The 16,360-nt window shown below is 72.8% G+C and carries 16 protein-coding genes; 5 read left to right on the plus strand and 11 right to left on the minus strand.

Features of this window, described 5'->3' with window-relative positions; genetic code table 11:
* Window positions 1-92: 92 nt before the first annotated feature.
* Both AB0G56_RS17330 and AB0G56_RS17335 read right to left on the minus strand, forming a co-directional pair.
* Entirely contained in the window at window positions 93-1,085 is a 993-nt protein-coding gene (locus AB0G56_RS17330; protein ID WP_360969930.1) for an ADP-ribosylglycohydrolase family protein, read from the minus strand.
* On the minus strand, window positions 1,082-1,804 hold the full coding sequence (locus AB0G56_RS17335) for a GntR family transcriptional regulator (protein WP_360969932.1): 723 nt from the start codon (window positions 1,802-1,804) through the stop codon (window positions 1,082-1,084). Before AB0G56_RS17335 ends, AB0G56_RS17330 begins: the two co-directional genes overlap by 4 nt.
* 294 nt (window positions 1,805-2,098) lie before the next feature.
* On the opposite strand from AB0G56_RS17335, the gene AB0G56_RS17340 reads away from it, so the two are divergent.
* A complete protein-coding gene (locus AB0G56_RS17340; protein ID WP_360969934.1) occupies window positions 2,099-3,598 on the plus strand; it encodes an alpha/beta fold hydrolase in 1,500 nt (499 codons plus the stop codon).
* A 171-nt stretch (window positions 3,599-3,769) separates the two neighbouring features.
* Here AB0G56_RS17340 and AB0G56_RS17345 read toward each other — a convergent pair whose 3' ends face one another.
* The 4 genes from AB0G56_RS17345 to AB0G56_RS17360 all read right to left on the minus strand — a co-directional run bounded on the left by AB0G56_RS17345 (window position 3,770) and on the right by AB0G56_RS17360 (window position 6,909).
* The gene (locus AB0G56_RS17345; protein ID WP_360969936.1) at window positions 3,770-4,183 is read right to left on the minus strand and encodes a hypothetical protein; all 414 of its coding nucleotides are present in this window, start codon (window positions 4,181-4,183) and stop codon (window positions 3,770-3,772) included.
* A gap of 214 nt (window positions 4,184-4,397) precedes the next feature.
* A complete protein-coding gene (locus tag AB0G56_RS17350; RefSeq protein WP_360969938.1) occupies window positions 4,398-4,961 on the minus strand; it encodes a TetR/AcrR family transcriptional regulator in 564 nt (187 codons plus the stop codon).
* Between the two features lie 360 nt (window positions 4,962-5,321).
* On the minus strand, window positions 5,322-6,713 hold the full coding sequence (locus AB0G56_RS17355; RefSeq protein ID WP_360969940.1) for an amidase: 1,392 nt from the start codon (window positions 6,711-6,713) through the stop codon (window positions 5,322-5,324).
* Window positions 6,700-6,909 (minus strand): hypothetical protein, encoded by a 210-nt coding sequence (locus AB0G56_RS17360; RefSeq protein WP_360969941.1) that lies wholly within the window; start codon window positions 6,907-6,909, stop codon window positions 6,700-6,702. Before AB0G56_RS17360 ends, AB0G56_RS17355 begins: the two co-directional genes overlap by 14 nt.
* Window positions 6,910-7,057: 148 nt before the next feature.
* On the opposite strand from AB0G56_RS17360, the gene AB0G56_RS17365 reads away from it, so the two are divergent.
* The gene (locus AB0G56_RS17365) at window positions 7,058-8,320 is read left to right on the plus strand and encodes an MFS transporter (protein WP_360969943.1); all 1,263 of its coding nucleotides are present in this window, start codon (window positions 7,058-7,060) and stop codon (window positions 8,318-8,320) included.
* Between the two features lie 26 nt (window positions 8,321-8,346).
* Window positions 8,347-9,261: an MBL fold metallo-hydrolase gene (locus AB0G56_RS17370; RefSeq protein ID WP_360969945.1), complete on the plus strand. Its 915-nt coding sequence runs from the start codon at window positions 8,347-8,349 to the stop codon at window positions 9,259-9,261.
* Window positions 9,262-9,608: 347 nt separating this feature from the next.
* Here AB0G56_RS17370 and AB0G56_RS17375 read toward each other — a convergent pair whose 3' ends face one another.
* Both AB0G56_RS17375 and AB0G56_RS17380 read right to left on the minus strand, forming a co-directional pair.
* Window positions 9,609-9,896, minus strand: a complete 288-nt coding sequence (locus tag AB0G56_RS17375) for a hypothetical protein (protein ID WP_360969946.1) — start codon at window positions 9,894-9,896, stop codon at window positions 9,609-9,611.
* 84 nt (window positions 9,897-9,980) lie between these two features.
* Window positions 9,981-10,973, minus strand: a complete 993-nt coding sequence (locus tag AB0G56_RS17380) for an alpha/beta hydrolase (RefSeq protein WP_360969948.1) — start codon at window positions 10,971-10,973, stop codon at window positions 9,981-9,983.
* 147 nt (window positions 10,974-11,120) lie between these two features.
* On the opposite strand from AB0G56_RS17380, the gene AB0G56_RS17385 reads away from it, so the two are divergent.
* Window positions 11,121-11,726 carry a helix-turn-helix transcriptional regulator gene (locus AB0G56_RS17385; RefSeq protein WP_360969950.1) on the plus strand — a complete coding sequence of 202 codons (606 nt, stop codon included), beginning with the start codon at window positions 11,121-11,123 and terminating at the stop codon, window positions 11,724-11,726.
* Window positions 11,727-11,837: 111 nt separating this feature from the next.
* Here AB0G56_RS17385 and AB0G56_RS17390 read toward each other — a convergent pair whose 3' ends face one another.
* A complete protein-coding gene (locus AB0G56_RS17390) occupies window positions 11,838-13,040 on the minus strand; it encodes an acyl-CoA dehydrogenase family protein (RefSeq protein ID WP_360969952.1) in 1,203 nt (400 codons plus the stop codon).
* A 25-nt stretch (window positions 13,041-13,065) separates the two neighbouring features.
* On the minus strand, window positions 13,066-14,622 hold the full coding sequence (locus AB0G56_RS17395; RefSeq protein WP_360969954.1) for an AMP-binding protein: 1,557 nt from the start codon (window positions 14,620-14,622) through the stop codon (window positions 13,066-13,068).
* Between the two features lie 149 nt (window positions 14,623-14,771).
* On the opposite strand from AB0G56_RS17395, the gene AB0G56_RS17400 reads away from it, so the two are divergent.
* Window positions 14,772-15,368, plus strand: coding sequence for a helix-turn-helix domain-containing protein (locus tag AB0G56_RS17400; RefSeq protein WP_360969956.1), 597 nt, complete (start codon window positions 14,772-14,774; stop codon window positions 15,366-15,368).
* 63 nt (window positions 15,369-15,431) lie between these two features.
* Here AB0G56_RS17400 and AB0G56_RS17405 read toward each other — a convergent pair whose 3' ends face one another.
* Complete coding sequence (locus AB0G56_RS17405; RefSeq protein ID WP_360969958.1) at window positions 15,432-16,124, minus strand: MFS transporter; 693 nt, start codon at window positions 16,122-16,124, stop codon at window positions 15,432-15,434.
* Window positions 16,125-16,360: the final 236 nt, after the last annotated feature.

The raw sequence follows: 16,360 nt of genomic DNA on the forward strand, positions 1-16,360 counted from the left end.
GTACCTCCTTGCGGTGTGCGGGGAGCGGGCGGGAAGGGAGAGAAGGGGGGAGGGAGGGGAGGAGGGGGCCGCGTGGGGCGGGTGCGGGCCGGTCAGCGCAGGGCGAGCAGCTCGCCCGTCAGGGCTTCCAGGTCGAGGGAGTTGACCGTACGGAGGGTCCGCACGGCCTCGGCGGGCAGCGCCGCGAGACCGGTGACCGACCCGGCGACGGCACCGGCGATCGCGCCGATGGTGTCGCTGTCGCCGCCGAGGTTGGCGGCGAGCAGGGCGGCCCGCCAGGGGTCGCCGTCGGCCACGGAGAGGACCGCGAAGGCGGCGGGCACGGACTCCTGGCTGGCGACGCTGGTGCCCACCAGGGTGACGATCCGGTCGAGCGCCTCGGCCTCCGGCAGGCCCCGGACCAGGTCCCAGGCCCAGGCCACACGGGTGGCGATGTCGGCCCCCGCGACCCAGTGCCCGCGCCGGGCACCGGCGCGCGCCGCGCTCACCGCGGCGGCCACGGCCTGCTCCAGCGTGCCACCGCCGACGCCGGTGCTGACGGCGGCGGCGACCGCGGCGGCGCCCGCGATGCCGATGTTCGTGTCGTGCGTGACCTGGCAGGACTCCACGACGTGGTCGAGGAAGGTGTCCAGCGGCTCGGCGGCGCGGGCGATGCCCACCGGGGTGACGCGCATGGCGGCGCCGTTCGTCGTGCCGGTGCGCCCCGCCTCGTGCGCCGGGACACCGCGGGCCACCGCGTCCAGGGCGGCCTTGGTGGAGGGCCCGAGGAGGTCGAAGGAGCCCTTGGCCTTCATCTCCTTCTCCCAGGCGAGCAGTTCGTGGGCGAGTCGCAGCGGGTCGATCCTGCCCCGGCCCTCGGCGATGAGCCGGCCCACGATCACGGCCTGGTCGGTGTCGTCGGTGACGGATCCGGCCGGCATCCCGCCGCTGATCGGGTTGTCGGGGTGGGCGGGGACGAAACCGGTGAGGGTGCCGTAGCACCGCACGACGTCCTGGCGGGACATCGACTGGGTGGGCATGCCGAGGGCGTCGCCGAGGGCGAGCCCGTAGTAGGCGCCGAGGGCGCGGTCGAGCCGGTCGGTCACAGTCGGCCTCCTCGGCCTGATCGGATGTGCAGTTCGAACCTGGCCGGGTCGAGCAGGCTGGTGACGTGCTCGACCACCGAGCCGTCGGCGGCCCGGTACACCTGGCTCAGGCGCAGGAAGGACTCACCCTGCGCGCGGTGCAGCAGGGCGGCCTCGGCCGGGCCCAGCCCGCGCACCGTCACCAGACCCTCACCGGACTCGGTGACTCGGCCCGCGGCGACCAGGGTCCGGCTGAGCGAGCCCCCGTCGAGGCCGCGCTCGGGCAGGCCGGCCAGTTCTCCGGTGGCCGGCACCCTGCTGTGCTCCAGGGAGACGCCCTGCCCGTCGGGCAGCCGCCTGACCCGGTCCAGGGCGACGAACGCGTTCGATGCCAGCCCCAGCTCGGCGGCCAGCGCGTCGTCCGTCACCTGCTCGAACCGGACGGTCTCCGTCGACAGCTCGGTGCCCTGCTCCGCCAGCGCCCGGGTCCAGCCCAGGCGGTGGTCCAGCGGTGCCCCGCCGTCGAAGGTGACGAACGAGCCGATCCCGGCGTGCGTGGCGATGAGTCCCTCCTCGCCGAGCACCTGGAGCGCCTGCCGCAGGGTGGTGCGACTGACGCCGAAGCGCTGGGTGAGGGCGTGCTCGCCCGGGAGTCTGCTGCCGTCGGTATGTATTCCAGCGCGGATCTCGTCGGCGAGGACGCGGGCGATGCGATGATGCTTGTGTACCTGTCCAGGCATGTCTAGACAGTAGATGGACAAGCGTGGCGAGGTCTATACCTCGCCGCATCTTTTTTGCGGGAGCGACGGAGCGAACGCGAGCCGAGGGCGTCCCGCGCCCCCTGGGCCGCCCAGGGTACGTCCGTCCGGGCACTGCTTCCTGGAATACTGCGACCGATGACACGGTGATCGCCCACGACCTGCTCGACACCCGCGCGGACCCGAGGGGCATGCGGATCCTGCACGCCGTGCAGCCCTGACGGGTGGTCAGGGATCTGGGATCTCACCGCCTCCCGCCCCGGAAAGGCGACCGGCATGGACTCCACCGGCACAGCGCCGACTTCAGCGACCAGGTCCGAAGCCCGCGAGGTCCTCGTCGCAGCAGGTGTCACCATCTCCTACGACGATCTCGGTTCCCCCGCAGGGGTGCCGGTCCTGTTGATCCACGGGCACCCGTTCAACCGCGGCATGTGGCGTCCGCAGGTGGATGCGCTCGTGGCCGCCGGGTACCGGGTGGTCGTACCCGACCTGCGCGGGTACGGGGACAGTACGGTCGTACCCGGCACGACACTGCTGTCGGACTTCGCGCAGGACCTGGCCGACGTGCTCGGCCACCTCGGGACGGAGCGGGCCGTGGTGGCCGGCCTGTCCATGGGCGGCCAGATCGCCATGGAGTTCCACCGGAGCCACCCGGAGCGGGTGGCCGCGTTGGTGCTGGCCGACACGTCGCCGGTGGCCGAGACCGAGCAGGGCAGGGACTTCCGCAACGCCCTCGCCGATCGGCTGCTGGCCGAGGGCATGGACGGATACGCAGCCGAGGTGATCGACGAGATGATCGCCCCGCACCACGTGACCGGCCTGCCCGAGGTCGCCGGGCACGTCCTGCGCATGATGCGCGGTACCGACCCGGCCGGGGCCGCGGCGGCCCTGCGCGGACGGGCCGAACGGCCGGACTACCGCCGCACGTTGCGGGACGTGCGGGTACCGGCACTCGTGATGGTCGGCGCGGACGACACCTGCACTCCGGTGGAGCAGGCCGAGTTCATGCACGGCCTGGTCGACGGCTCGGCTCTCGCCGTCGTCGACGACGCGGCCCACTTGCCGAACCTGGAGCAGCCGGAGCGGTTCAACGCCGCGCTGCTGGCGTTCCTCGACGCCCACCGCACTGCCCTCGCGCTCCCGCACCCCCTGCTGAACCACCTTCTCGACGCCGCCGAAGGGCGCTTCCCACCCGCCGACGGGGCCGTCACGGTGCTGCCCGCGCTGCCCGGCGGCCTGGAATGTTCGCTCGCCTTCACCGGCCACGCCGTCGTCGCCACCGCGCTGCCGGCCGCACAGGTCCACGCCCACGAGCCCGACGGCTTCGGCGGCTCCCTGTCGCCGGACTTCCTGCGCGCCCTCGCCGGCCCCACGGGGCTCATCGGAAGCGTCGACGCCACCCTCGTACACCGCGGCTCGGGCGGGACTCCCCGCCTGCGGCCGCTCACCGGAGCCGAAGACCACCCCAGGGTGCGGTACGCCCGACAACTGCGCACCGACGTACGGGTGTTCGGCGACGACCGGGGCCTGGTCACGCTCGCGCACGGGCTCGCCGGGCGTACGGAACTCAGCATCGAGCTGCGTGAACCCCTCGACAGCGGGCGCGGACGCGGCCGGGCGCTGCTCGCCGACGCCCTCACGTTGGTACCGGCGGGCGAGCCCGTCTACGCCGCCGTCGCCCCGGGCAACGCCCGCTCCCTGCGCGCCTTCCTCGCCACCGGGTTCACCCCGATCGGCGCCGAGGCCCTCGTCCGGCCCGACCGGAGCCGGTCATGACAGCACCGCGCCCGCGGTCCCCTCGTAGTACCCCAGCCCGGCCGCTCCACCGCCGTCACGTCGAAGGGTCCGCGGAGCGGTGAGCGGGCCCGCGGCCGTACCCGCGGCTCGGACCGGCGGCACGTTGCGCACGGCCCGGTCCCGTACGGGTAGGAACCGCTCGGCGCGGCCTCAGGAACGTCTGCGGCGCAGGCTCCGTACGAAGGCAGGCGCCGCCAGCAGGAGCAGGGCTCCTTCGACGGCCAGGCTGACCAGTCCGAGCGTTTCCGTCCAGTTGCCGATGTCGTCGCTGTAGTCGGGCAGTCCCGAACTCCGCGAGAAGATGTAGCCGAGCAGAGGGCCCACGGCGACCCCGGTCGCCAGCAGCCAGCCCGGTCGGACGAGGCGGAGGAGGAGCAGCACGGCTGTGACCACGGCCACGATCTCCAGGACGTGGTAGGCGACGCCCACGTAGTAGGGGTCCCTCGTCGTCGTGATGCCTCCCTGGTCCACGACATGGATGGCGGCCACCGCGAGACACAGCAGGGCCCCCGCCACCCTGGCAGCCCAGGTGGTCTCCGGCGCCGTCGCGGCGTGGTCCGGCATACGAAAGCCCCTTCTTCATTCGGCAGCGCGTCTCCACAGCACCGCGAACTCGTCTGCCCGACAGGTCTCCCGAACAGGCGGCGCGGCACACCATGCCGTTCCCAGCCTGGGCGGACGACTGCTCGGCGTCACCTCCGACGGTGCGGACGAGTGAGAGGGGAAGACGAGTGAGAGGGGAAGCAGCGGGCGCGGCACTGCCCCCGTCCCGACCTCGTCACCGGCCGGTAGGGCCGAGGACCGCTGTCGCGAGCCGGCGTGCGTACGTGGCGTCGAGTCCGTCCGGGCGGAAGAGGATGCGGTACATCAGGGGTGCGACGACCTGGTCGATGACCGTCTCGACCTCGGGTGTCTCCTCCCCGCGTTCGAACGCGCGGGCGAGGATGACGTCGATCTGCTCGGCGGCGTAGGCGGAGCACTGGCCGGCGTTGCCGCCGTCCGGGTCGCCGAGGAGGGCGTCGCGGATGTAGGCGCGGCCGGCGGGGGAGGACATCTCGTCGAGGAACTGCTCGGCCCACGCCGTCAGGTCGGGCGACAGTGCGCCGTGGTCCCCGGGCGCGGTCTCGGGCCGCAGACGCTCGACCGCCACGTCCGACAGCAGTTCCTGCAGATCCCCCCAGCGGCGGTAGACCGTCGAGGGTGTCACGCCCGCACGCTGGGCGATCAGCGGTACCGTCAGGGCGTCGCGGCCCACCTCCGAGGCGAGTTCGCGCACGGCGGCGTGCACCGATGCCTGGACCCGGGCGCTGCGCCCACCGGGGCGTACCATCTGCCTGCTCATGGAACCCACCTTAAAGCGAAGTCGTTGCGTCTAGCGACCCATACACCTCCGAGATCCGCGGTCTGGTGTGTCCGCCCGGCCCGCTCCACCGCCCTCCGCCCGCTCCACCGCCCTCCGCCCGCTCCACCGCCCTCGGCCCGCTCCACCGCCCTCGGCCCGCTCCACCGCCCTCCGCCCGCTCCACCGCCCTCGGCGCCGTCCCCGCGCGGGGACGTCCGCGCAGGCTCGGCCGGCGACAGCGGCCGAGAGCCCGGCGGCAGAGGCCCGAGCGTCCGGCGACTGCGGGGCGGAGCGGGGTCGGGCATCGGCCCTGCCGGGGCGGTGCTGCCGGGTCCCGTCACTCGTTCACGCGGCGTGCGTTCACGCCACGTGCGCGAGGTCACGGGCGGGCCGGCTCTGCTCGTAGGCGTGGCCGACCCGCAGGAGCACGCTCTCTTCGAGCGGTCGCCCGAGCAGCTGCATGCCGATCGGCAGCCCCGCCGTGTCGTGGCCGACCGGTACCGACAGGGACGGTACGCCGGTGATGTTGGCGGGGGACGACAGCCGTACGTAGGCGTCGGAGACACCCTCGACGGTGCCGTCGGCCCAGGTGATCGTCTCCTGACCGGCCTTGACGGCGGTCGCCGGGACTGTGGGCGCGGCGATCACGTCGACCTCCTCGAACATGCGGGCCCACTCCTGCCGCATGAGGGTGCGGGAACGCTGGGCGCGCAGGTAGTCCCCGGCGCTCATCAGTTCGCCGGCCTCCAGGAGGATGCGGACATCGGCCTGGTAGAGCTCGGGGACCGCGCGCAGGGTGCCCTCGTGGTAGGCGGTGGCCTCGGGCACCATCAGCCCCCACTGGGTGGCCTGGATGTAGCGCGTCATGGGGATCTCCACCTCGACGAGGCGCGCGCCGAGGGCCCGGAGCCCGTCGATGGCGTGCCGGACGGCACCTTCGATCTCGGGGTCGACGTGGTCGAAGTAGTAGGTGCGCGGCACGCCGATCCGCAGCCCCGTCAGGTCCGTGCCCGCATCCGGCCGGTAGTCCGTGGCCGGTGCGGTCAGGGAGGCGGGGTCGCGGGGGTCGTGCCCGGCCAGCGCGGTCAGGACCAGGGCCGCGTCCTGGGCGGTGCGGGTGATCGGGCCGACGTGGTCCAGGGACCAGGACAGGGACGTGACGCCGTGGCGGGGGAGGAGACCGTAGGTCGGCTTGAGGCCGACCACCCCGTTGAGCGCGGAGGGGACCCTGATGGATCCGCCGGTGTCGGTGCCCAGGGCGAAGGTGGCCATGCCGGCGGCGACGGCGACGGCGGATCCGCCGCTGGAGCCGCCGGCTACCCGGCCCGTGTCCCAGGCGTTGTGGGTCTGCGGGGTGGTCAGGCCGTAGGCGAACTCGTGCGTGTGCGTCTTGCCCAGCAGGACCGCACCGGCCTCGGCCAGGCGTGCGACGACCGCGCTGTCGGCCTGCGCCCGGTGGTCGGCGCGGACCCGGGAGCTCGCCGTCGTGGCCGCGCCCGCCACGTCGATCAGATCTTTGACGCCCATGGGGATGCCGTGCAGCGGACCCCGGTAACGGCCGGCCGCGATGTCGTCTTCGGCTTTCCCCGCGGCCCTGCGGGTGCGTTCGGCGGCGACGGTGACGTAGGCCTGGAGGTGCGGCTCCATCCGCGCGATGCGCTCCAGGACGGAGTCCGCCAGCTCGACGGGGGACAGCTGCCGGGCCCGGATCGCGTCGGCGGCTGCGGTCAGGGTCAGTTCATACGGCTGCATCGTGCGTCTCCTTATCCGCCCGGTAGGCGGGGGCGGGCGGAGTGTCGCCGAAGTCCAGCTCACGCAGGACCGCGACGACGGAGTGGATGTGGTTGGCGGTGGCTGCGATCGCGGCGTGGCGGTCGGCCGGCAGCGGGAGCCCGCCACGGGCGGCCCAGCGGGCCGCTTCGGACGGGGTGAGTTCCAGGGCGGACATGGACTTCTCTCTTCTGGGGCCTGAGCGGCAAGACGAACGCCCTCAACCTCAAAAGCTAAGGGTTTGCGTTAGATCACTGTAGGGGTCTACCGTGACTTAACGCAAACCCGTAGCGTTTAGCGTATGAGGAGTCAGAGGAGCCAGTCCCATGTCCACCGTCACACCACGAGCACCCGCGCAACGCCCCCACCAGGCCGTCCACCCCCGCACGACCGGCCGCACGGCGCCCTTCGTCCTGAACGCCTCGATCCTGGCCGCGCTCCTCGCGGCCTCCAGCGCACCCACCCCGCTCTACCGCCACTACCAGGACTCCTGGCACCTGTCCGCGCTCACCGTCACCGTGGTGTTCAGCGCCTACTCCCTGACCCTGCTGCCGGCCCTGCTCACCACCGGAGCGCTCTCCGACCACCTGGGACGACGCCCCGTCCTGGTGGGCGCCCTGGCGCTGGAGGCCGCCGCCATGGTGCTGCTGGCCGCGGCCGACGGCGCCGCCGCGCTGATCGCCGCCCGCGTCCTGCAGGGAGCGGCCACCGGCGCGGCCACGAGCGCCGCGGGCGCCGCCCTCCTCGACCTGGAGGACCCCCGGCGCCCCGGCCGATCCGCCCTGACCAACAGCATCGCCCCGCTGGCGGGCATGGCCGCCGGCGTCCTGGCCTCCACCCTCCTCATCCGTTTCGCACCCGCTCCCACCGTCACCGTCTACGTCCTGCCGGCGGTCCTCTTCGCAGCCCAGGCGGTCGCGGTCACCTTCACCGCGGAGACGGCCCGCCCGCACCCCGGCGCCCTGCGCTCCCTGCGCCCCCGGCTCGCCGTGCCACCGCCGGCGCGCCGCGCCCTGTCGGCGGTCGGCACCGGCCTCGTCGCCGTCTGGGCCCTGGGCGGCTTCTACTCCTCCCTCGGACCGGCCCTCGTGCGCCTCGTCGCCCCCGGCGCCCCGCAGACGGCCGGCGGCATGGTCTTCTTCACCCTCACCGCCGCGGCCACCCTGACCGCATGGACACTGCGCCGCACGGCTGCGCGCACCGTCGCCGCCGGCGGCAGCCTGGCCGTCGTACCCGCCGGTGCTCTGACGCTGGGCGGTCTGCACGGTGCCGGCCTGCCCGCCGTCTACGGCGGAGCGGCCCTGGCCGGGATCGCCTTCGGTGCCGTGTCCCAGGGGGCGCTGCGCATGACACTCGCCTCACTCGACGAGCAGGACCGTGCCGCGACGCTGGCCGCCTGCTACGTCCTCAGCTATCTCGCCATGAGCCTGCCCGCCATCGCCGCGGGTGCCGCCACCCAGCACTACGGGCTGCGCACCGTCGCCCACGCCTACGCCATCGCCGCCGCCCTGCTCGCCGTCGCGGCCCTGGCCGCACTCACCGCGTCGAGGGGCGGCGCCTCCGACCCCGCACACCACGACCTTCCGTAACGAGACCGACCAAGGACACAGCGATCATGAGCACCGCACCGGCCACCGATCCGACCGCCGCCACCTCCTGGACCGTGGGCGACGTCACCGTCCACCGCATCGACGAGGTCCTCCTGCCGCCCGCCACCGGACCGTGGCTGCTGCCCGACGCCACCGCGGACCTCGTCGCCGCGCAGGACTGGCTGCACCCCCACTACGCCGACGACGAGGGCGTCCTCCGCATCGACAGCCACAGTTTCGCGTTCACCCTGGGCGGCCTGCGCATCCTGGTCGACACCGGCATCGGCAACGGCAAGGAACGGGCCAACCCCGCCTGGCACGACCTGGACACCGACTACCTCCGGGACCTCACCGCCGCCGGATTCCCGCCGGACTCGGTCGACCTGGTGATCCTCACCCACCTGCACGCCGACCACGTCGGCTGGAACACGCGGAAGGTGAACGGCGACTGGGTTCCGACCTTCCCCCACGCCCGGTACCTGACCGCCCGTACCGAGCGCGAGTTCTGGGCCGGGTACGACATGGAGGAGGCACGCGAGCAGATGTTCCGGGACTCCGTGATCCCGGTGGAGGAGGCGGGGCTGCTCGACCTCGTCGACGTCCCCGCCGAGGGCTTCGACGTCGCGCCGGGCCTGCGCCTGCTCCCCACCCCCGGCCACACCCCCGGCCACGTCGCCGTCGAGCTGACCAGCCGGGGCCGGACGGCACTGATCACCGGCGACTGCATCCACCACCCCGTCCAGCTCGCCCACCCCGCCATCGGCGCCTGCGTCGACATCGACCCGCAGCAGTCCGAGGCCTCGCGCCGGCAACTGCTCGCCTCGCTCGTCGACACGGACACGCTGGTCCTGGGCACCCATTTCGCACCGCCCACGGCCGGTCACGTCGTCCTCCACGAGGGCGGCTACCGGCTCTCGCCCGTCGGCGCCGAGGTGCGCTGAGCGGCGACTGCGGGCCGTGCCGGTGAGGCCGCCCTCGGGACCGACCGGCCGCACCCCGGTCGTGACGGTCAGCGGCGGAACCAGCAGCGATGCGGACCGGCCAGAACGGGACGGGCTGCGGAGGAGGTGGTCCTGGAGCCGGCGTCCTTCTCTTGCCGGGGGGCGCCGACGACGTCCTCAGTGGCATCGGCCTGCGTGTTGCGCCCGGCGGGCACATCGCGGTCGTGGGACCCGGCGCCATCGGCAACCGCTACGGCGAGCGCGCCGGCGCCGCGCCCGTCATCCGTCAACACACGAAGGCGGGAACCGACATGCCCGTGGTCGCGCCCGTCGCCGGCCTGCTCGCGTCAGGCATGGTCCGCCTCGGTCGTCTCCTCGGTGGCCGCGGCCTGGGCGCGGCGGCGACCCAGCAAGGCGCTTCCCACGATGACCAGACCGATCGCGACGACCTTGGCGGCCCCGTAGTAGCCGGTCGCCAACTCCTCGGGGGTACCGGGCAGTCGTAGGGAGACCCACACTGCCGCGAGAGCACCGAAGACGATCAGTGCGACGGCCCCCCAGGTCCCGAGGCCCACCCACCAGGGCCCCGGGCCGTGACCCCGCTCGTCGCTCCGCTCAAGGCCTTTGTCTGTCACTGCGTGTTCTCCGGTTCGTGTGGTGACGGTCGAGCAGGAAGACGCAGCGCCGGTGCGGGTGGTTCACGGGGGACGGCTCCCCGGTCAGTCCTCGATGGAGGCGAGCCAGGCGGTCAGGAGACGGTTGACCTCCTGCGGGCGTTCCTGCTGGATCCAGTGGCCGCAGTCGTCCAGGAGGTGTGACGAGACCAGGCCGGGGAGCGTGGCCGGGTAGGCGTCGATCGCGTCGGCCATCCAGGTCGTGGAGGCGTCCAGGCCACCGCCGATGAACAGGGACGGTTGCTTGATCGGGGCGCCGTTGTGCGGGGTGAGGTCCTCCCAGTCGCGATCCATGTTGCGGTAGCGGTTCAGCGCCCCCGTCATGCCGGTGCGCTCGAACTCCCCGGCGTACACGTCGAGATCGCCCTCGGTGAGCCAGGCGGGGAGAGGTCCGCTCGGGAAGCGGTCGCGCAGCCTCCCTGTGCTTCGGCTCACGAAGTGCGGGTCGGGCTCGGCCCGGGACGGCATGGTGTCGGCGGACAGGGCGGCGAAGAAGCCCGCGAGCCAGCCCCGGACGTCGGGTTCGATCTCCGCCTCGGCGCGGCCGGGCTCCTGGAAGTAGGACACGTAGAACTCCTCCTCGGGGCCGCCGATCCGGGAGAAGACGTCGGTGGGGCGGGGGCCGCCGGGCGGGGCGTAGGGGACGCTCAGCAGTCCGACCGCGCGGAAGACGTCGGGGTGGAGCAGGGCCGAGGTGGCCGCGATGTTGGATCCCCAGTCGTGTCCGATGATCACCGCCCGGTCCTCGCCCAGGGCGCGCACCAGGGCGACGTTGTCCTCCACCAGGTCGAGCATGCGGTACGCGTGCGTCGCGGCGGGCTTGGCGGAGCGGCCGTAGCCGCGTACGTCGAGGGCGACCGCCCGGTACCCGGCCGCCGCGAGGGCCGGGAGCTGGTGGCGCCAGGAGTACCAGGACTCGGGGAAGCCGTGCACGAGCAGGACCAGCGGCCCGGTGCCCTGCTCGACCAGGTGCAGCCGTCCGGCGGGGGCCTTGAGGGTGCGATGGCGCCGGCCGGCGGGGGGTGTGGGCTGGGGCATGGTTCTTCTCCTCGGGTTCCGGGGTGGCCGCGGGTACGCACCGATGATGCGCTGCGGCGGCCGGCCGATGCGACAAGCCTTGCCGCTGTGGCAAAGTGGCAGGACACGGCCGTAGCGGCGGCCCTCAGGAGGGCGGGGCGACGACCCATGACGGACGACGGCGTAGCCGGCACGCTGGCCGCGATCGCGTCGCGGCTGAGGGCCGCGCGTGAGAACCGCGGTGACACGCTTTCCGACGTGAGCCGCGCGACCGGCATCTCCCTCAGCACCTTGTCGCGGGTCGAGACCGGTCGGCGCAGCCCGACCCTGGAGGTGCTGCTGCGGCTGTCGAGGGCGTACGGCCTCTCCCTCGACGCCCTGGCAGGCGACGAACCGGCGGGCACGGCGCCCGCCGAGACGGCCCGAACACGTGAGCGCGCGCCGCGGAGTCGCGGTGACGACAAGGCGGTCCTGCCCCTGACCCGCTACGTCGGGGGTCTGCATGCCCACAAGCACGTCCTGCCGCCCGTGGACGGACCGCCACCGCGGCCACGGCAGGTCGTCCACGACGGGTACGAATGGCTGTGCGTGCTGTACGGGCGCCTGTGGCTGGCGCTCGGCGAGCAGGACCTCGTCCTCTGCGCAGGTGAGGTGGCCGAGTTCGACACCCGCACCGCCCACGGCGTGGCGAACGCCGGCCCGGCTGGACCGGTCGAATACCTGGTCATGTTCGGGCCGCAGGGCGAGCGCCTGCGACCACGCGGTCAGGCGTAGGCCCCCGGGCCCGGACACCGGGGCCCCCGCTGCGGCAAGACACTCACGTCTCCTGCCGGAACAGTCCTCTCACCCATCGCGCACGCATGAGCCCATGTGTGCGCACTGAGGTCAGTGGTCGAAGGCCAGGAGCTTGGCGATGCCGTTGCGCTGGATCTCGGACGTGCCCGTGAGGATGCGGAACATGCGGATCTTGCGGAAGAGGTACTCGATCTCGTTGCCCTGGGTGAGCCCTTCCTTGCCGTGGATCTGCACGGCCTCGTCGAGGATGCGGAAGGCGGACTCGGCGACGAACAGCTTGCACATGAAGGCTTCCGCGTGCACCTCGCGGCCCGCGTCCAGGGCCGCCAGCGCGGCATACGTCATGGACCGGGCGGCGTAGAACTCCGTGGCCATGTCGGCGACCTTGTGCTGGATGGCCTGGAGCATGAGGAGGGGTTGGCCGCCCGCCACCTTGCGGGTCCGGGTCCGGTCGAGGGTCAGGGTGAGAGCGCGGCGGGTGGCGCCGAGGACCGTGGGGCAGTGCAGGAGGCGGTTGGTGGTGACCCGGCCGAGCGCGATGCGCATGCCCTTTCCCTCTTCGCCGAGGAGGTTGGCGGCCGGGACGTGGCAGTCGTCCAGGACGATGTCGCTCTCGATGTGTTCGCCCGACATGGGGGTCGCCCCCTCCTCGACGCGGCAGCCGGGGCTGTCCAGGTCCACCAGGAACGCGGAGAACCGCGGTTTGTCGTCCTCCCGTTCCCCGGTGCCGGCCATGCGGGCGACGACGATCGCGAAGTCGGCGAAGGGACCGGCCGAGGAGAAGACCTTGTGCCCGGTCAGCCGGTAGCCGTCACCGTCGGCATCGCGTGCGGCGACCGTGCGCATGGAGCGGACGTCGGAGCCGGCGTCGGTCTCGGTGAGGGAGAAGCAGCACGCCCGCTCGCCGCGGATCAACGGCAACAGGTACTTGTCCAGCTGGTGTTCGGTGGCGTGCTTGAGGATGTCGCCCGCGCGCAGGGGGCCACCCATGTCACCGAGAACGCTGTGGCCGAGGACCCGGCCGCTGGCGCCGATCTCCTCCTTCAGGGCGGCGAGTTGGGTGTAGGTGAGGTTCTGGCCGCCGTACTCCACGGGCAGGTGGATGCCGTAGAAGCCGAGTTCGCGGCTGCGGCGCCAGACCGGTTCGAGGTCGGCGCGGGTGAGACGGCTGGAGTGGGTCAGGCCGCGTGAGCTCTCGAAGTCGGCGAGTTCGCCGTCGAGGTAGTCGCGCAGGCGGTCGACGAGTTCGGCGGTGCGCGGGTCGTCGTAGGCGGGGCGGAGGGAGAAGGTCACGGCGGGGGCTCCGAAGGGGAAGTGGTCAGTTGACGCGGCGGGCGGCGTGGGCCCAGAAGGGCTCGCGTACGGTCTTGCGGTCGAGCTTGCCGTTGCGGTTGTGGGGCAGTTCGGTCACGAAGTCGACCGAGCGCGGCTTCTTGAAACGGTCCAGCCGGTCGGCGCAGAAGGTGATCAGCTCGTCGGCCGTGACGGTCGTACCGGCGTGGGTGACGACGACGGCCTTGACGGCCTCGCCCCACCGTTCGTCAGGCACGCCGACGACACATGCCTCCTGGACGGCGGGGTGTTCGTACAGGGCGGCCTCGACCTCGGTGCAGTAGATGTTGAAGCCACCCGAGATGATCATGTCCTTCTTGCGGTCGACGAGGAAGAGGTAGCCGTCCTCCCGCATCCATGCCAGGTCGCCGGTGTGCACCCAGCCCTCGCGGAAGGTCTGCGCGGACAGTTCCGGCTCCTGCCAGTACTCCCTCACGCAGTCCGGCCCGCGCACGATCACCTCGCCGACCTCGCGCGGGCCGAGTTCCCGGCCCGCCTCGTCGACGACACGTATCTCGGTGTCGTAGGACGCACGGCCGCACGACTGGAGCAGCTCCGGGTCCTCCTTCACGGCGTGGGCGATCTCCTCGCTGCTCAGGCCCGCGACCACGCTGGTGGTCTCGCCCAGCCCGTACCCCTGGGCGATGACCGGGCCGAAGAACTCCACGGCGTCCCGCAGGCGCTGCGGTGAGATGGGCGCGCCGCCGATGCGCACACTCGTCAGCGAGCGCAGGTCGTGGCCGGCGGCACCGGGATGGGCGAGCACCGTGTTCAGCATGGCCGGCACCAGGAAGGTCGCGGTGATGCGTTCCTTCTCGACCGTCTCCAGGAAGCTCTGCGGGCTCCAACTCGGCAGGACGTAGGTGGTCGAGCCGCCGAACACCCCGGCGAGCAGGCCCATGCCGGTGGCGTGTGTGATCGGGCCGCAGGCGAGGTAGCGGGTGCCGGGGCGGGGGCGGGATTCGTCGGCCATCAGCTGCTTGCGCATGTTGGCGAGGCGGTTGCCGACCGTCTGCACCGCGGCCTTGAGCGCGCCGGTGGACCCTGAGGTGAAGTTCAGGACGCAGGGGGCGTCCTCGTGGACCTCGACGCGGACCGGTGTCCCGTCGCCTTCGGCCAGCAGGTCGCTGTAGGAGACCTCGCCGGGCTGTGCGCCGTCGAGGGGGACGGGCAGGCAGCCGGTGCCCGCCGCGGCGATGGCCGCGAGGGCGTCCTCGCGGTGGGCGGCGTCGAAGACGAGGGCGCGTACGGGGGCGTAACGCAGGATGTGCCCGATCTCGCCGGGGCCGAGCCGGGCGTTGATCGGCGCGCGCGTCAACCCGGCCTTGTACAGCGCGAATTCGACCTCCACCAGCTCGCCGCGGTTCCACGCGAGGCAGGCCACGGCGTCGCCGGGGCGCAGGCCCCGGCCGGCCAGGGCGGAGGCCAGGCGGTCGGCCGCCCGGTCCAGGTCGGTGAAGCTCCAGACGCGGTCCCCGCAGACGAGGGCGGGGGCCTGGGGCCAGTAGCGAGCGCTGCGCGACAGGTAGATGCCGAGGTTCATGAGGGCCTACTCAGTAGGGGGCGTCCGTAGAGTTACATACTGATCAGTTCCAGACAGCTTGTTCATTAACAGCTGCCATGTCAAGAGTCTTCTAGACTGGCTCCGCATGCGTCACCGCGGCCATGCGTGACGATCGAGGAGGAGGGTGCATGGCGGAGGACAGGCGGACCAGACGTTCACGCCGGGCTCTGGGGGAAGCCCTGGTGGAGCTGGTACTGGAGCGGGGCTTCACGGCGCTGACGGTGGAGGACGTCACCGAGCGCGCGGATGTGGCACGCGCGACCTTCTACGCGCACTTCCGTGACAAGGAGGATTTGTTCGCGCGCGTGACCGCGGACCTGCTCGCCGAACTGTCCGAACGCCTGGCACCCGCGGTCGCCGACAGCGCGATCGGGTTCACCGGCAAGCCGGTCCTGGAGATGTTGCGGCACGCGCGCGAGCAGCGCGATCTGTACCGGATCGTGCTGCGCGGCGAAGGCGACGGCAGGCCTTTGCAGATGTTCGTGGACGCCTGCGCGCGTGCCACGACCGAGGAGTTCCGCGCCCGCGCCGAACGCAACGCCGTACAACCGCGCATCGACCCCGAGCTGCTGGCCCGGGTATGGGTCGGGGAGCAGATCGCGGTGCTGCGGTGGTGGGTCGAGCAGGACTCTCCCTCGCTGCCGGCCGCCGAGGTCGTCCGCATGCTCCTCGACCTGGCCCTGCACGGCCGCTACTGGGCCAGCGGATTCGAGCCGCCGGCCTGAGCGGCGCACTCCGGTCACCGGTCTGAGCGGCGCACTCTGGCCGTCGGTCGGGAGCGGCGCACTCTAGCCGTCGATCGGAGCGGCGCACTGCTGCCCGCGCCCGGCTCGGTCGGCCGGCCTCAGCCGCTGTACGTCCCGCTCGGGGCGGATCGCGGCGAGGGCGGTCAGCCCGCAGACCAGCATCACCGCGGCCGACACCAGGAAGGCATGGGAGTATCCGGCGGTCTGCGAGGGCGCCGAGTCCAGCAGGCGCCCGGCCAGATACGGCGCGATCAGTCCGGGCAGAGTGCCGGTCGCGGCGACGAAGCCGAACACCGCTCCCCGCTGTGCGGGCGGCACCACGGCGGCCGTCGTCATGTAGTGCAGCGGGAAGGTGATGGCATGGGCGCCGAACGCCAGCGTGATCAGGGCCAGGAGCACCCCCCTGACGTCGGCGAAGGGCAGGGCCGCCATGGCCAGCGCCGCGACGGTGACGGCGATCCCCTGGGGCGCGCCCCTCGACCAACGGCTCGGCACCCCGCGCCGGTTCAGCGCGTCGACCAGGGGGGACACCGCCAGCAGCAGCACGAAACTGAACGCCGAGACGCCGCTGATGAGTGTGGCCGCCCCGCCCGATGACATGCCGAGCTGCGTGCGCAGGTAGGCGGGCAGCCACGCCTGGCTCAGGGACAGGGCCCAGGAGGCACCGAAGGCTCCCGCGATGCTCCCCAGCACCGTGCCGTTCAGCAGCAGCCGGCGAAACGGCAGCCGTATCACCGGTCCGGACCCACGCCCGGACCCGGCCCCGGACCGATGCACTGACCCGGAGCCGGCCCCGGAGCCGGCCCCGGACCCGGCACCGTGCACGGACTCGTGGCCGTACGGCCCGTCGTGCCCCGTCCGCCACCGGGCCCTGGAGCCGGCCCCGGACCCGGCACCGTGCACGGACTCGTGGCCGTACGGCCCGTCGTGCCCCGTCCGCCACCGGGCCCTGGAGCCGGCCCCGGACCACG

The sequence above is a fragment of the Streptomyces sp. NPDC021356 genome (assembly GCF_040641015.1).
Lineage (GTDB): Bacteria > Actinomycetota > Actinomycetes > Streptomycetales > Streptomycetaceae > Streptomyces.

Bases quoted from the DNA above. Each gene is read 5' to 3' on its own strand.
- AB0G56_RS17335 (WP_360969932.1), bottom strand. From the start codon at position 1,804: ATGCCTGGACAGGTACACAAGCATCATCGCATCGCCCGCGTCCTCGCC.
- AB0G56_RS17340 (WP_360969934.1), top strand. From the start codon at position 2,099: ATGGACTCCACCGGCACAGCGCCGACTTCAGCGACCAGGTCCGAAGCC.
- AB0G56_RS17345 (WP_360969936.1), bottom strand. From the start codon at position 4,183: ATGCCGGACCACGCCGCGACGGCGCCGGAGACCACCTGGGCTGCCAGG.
- AB0G56_RS17350 (WP_360969938.1), bottom strand. From the start codon at position 4,961: ATGAGCAGGCAGATGGTACGCCCCGGTGGGCGCAGCGCCCGGGTCCAG.
- AB0G56_RS17355 (WP_360969940.1), bottom strand. From the start codon at position 6,713: ATGCAGCCGTATGAACTGACCCTGACCGCAGCCGCCGACGCGATCCGG.
- AB0G56_RS17360 (WP_360969941.1), bottom strand. From the start codon at position 6,909: ATGTCCGCCCTGGAACTCACCCCGTCCGAAGCGGCCCGCTGGGCCGCC.
- AB0G56_RS17365 (WP_360969943.1), top strand. From the start codon at position 7,058: ATGTCCACCGTCACACCACGAGCACCCGCGCAACGCCCCCACCAGGCC.
- AB0G56_RS17370 (WP_360969945.1), top strand. From the start codon at position 8,347: ATGAGCACCGCACCGGCCACCGATCCGACCGCCGCCACCTCCTGGACC.
- AB0G56_RS17380 (WP_360969948.1), bottom strand. From the start codon at position 10,973: ATGCCCCAGCCCACACCCCCCGCCGGCCGGCGCCATCGCACCCTCAAG.
- AB0G56_RS17385 (WP_360969950.1), top strand. From the start codon at position 11,121: ATGACGGACGACGGCGTAGCCGGCACGCTGGCCGCGATCGCGTCGCGG.
- AB0G56_RS17395 (WP_360969954.1), bottom strand. From the start codon at position 14,622: ATGAACCTCGGCATCTACCTGTCGCGCAGCGCTCGCTACTGGCCCCAG.
- AB0G56_RS17400 (WP_360969956.1), top strand. From the start codon at position 14,772: ATGGCGGAGGACAGGCGGACCAGACGTTCACGCCGGGCTCTGGGGGAA.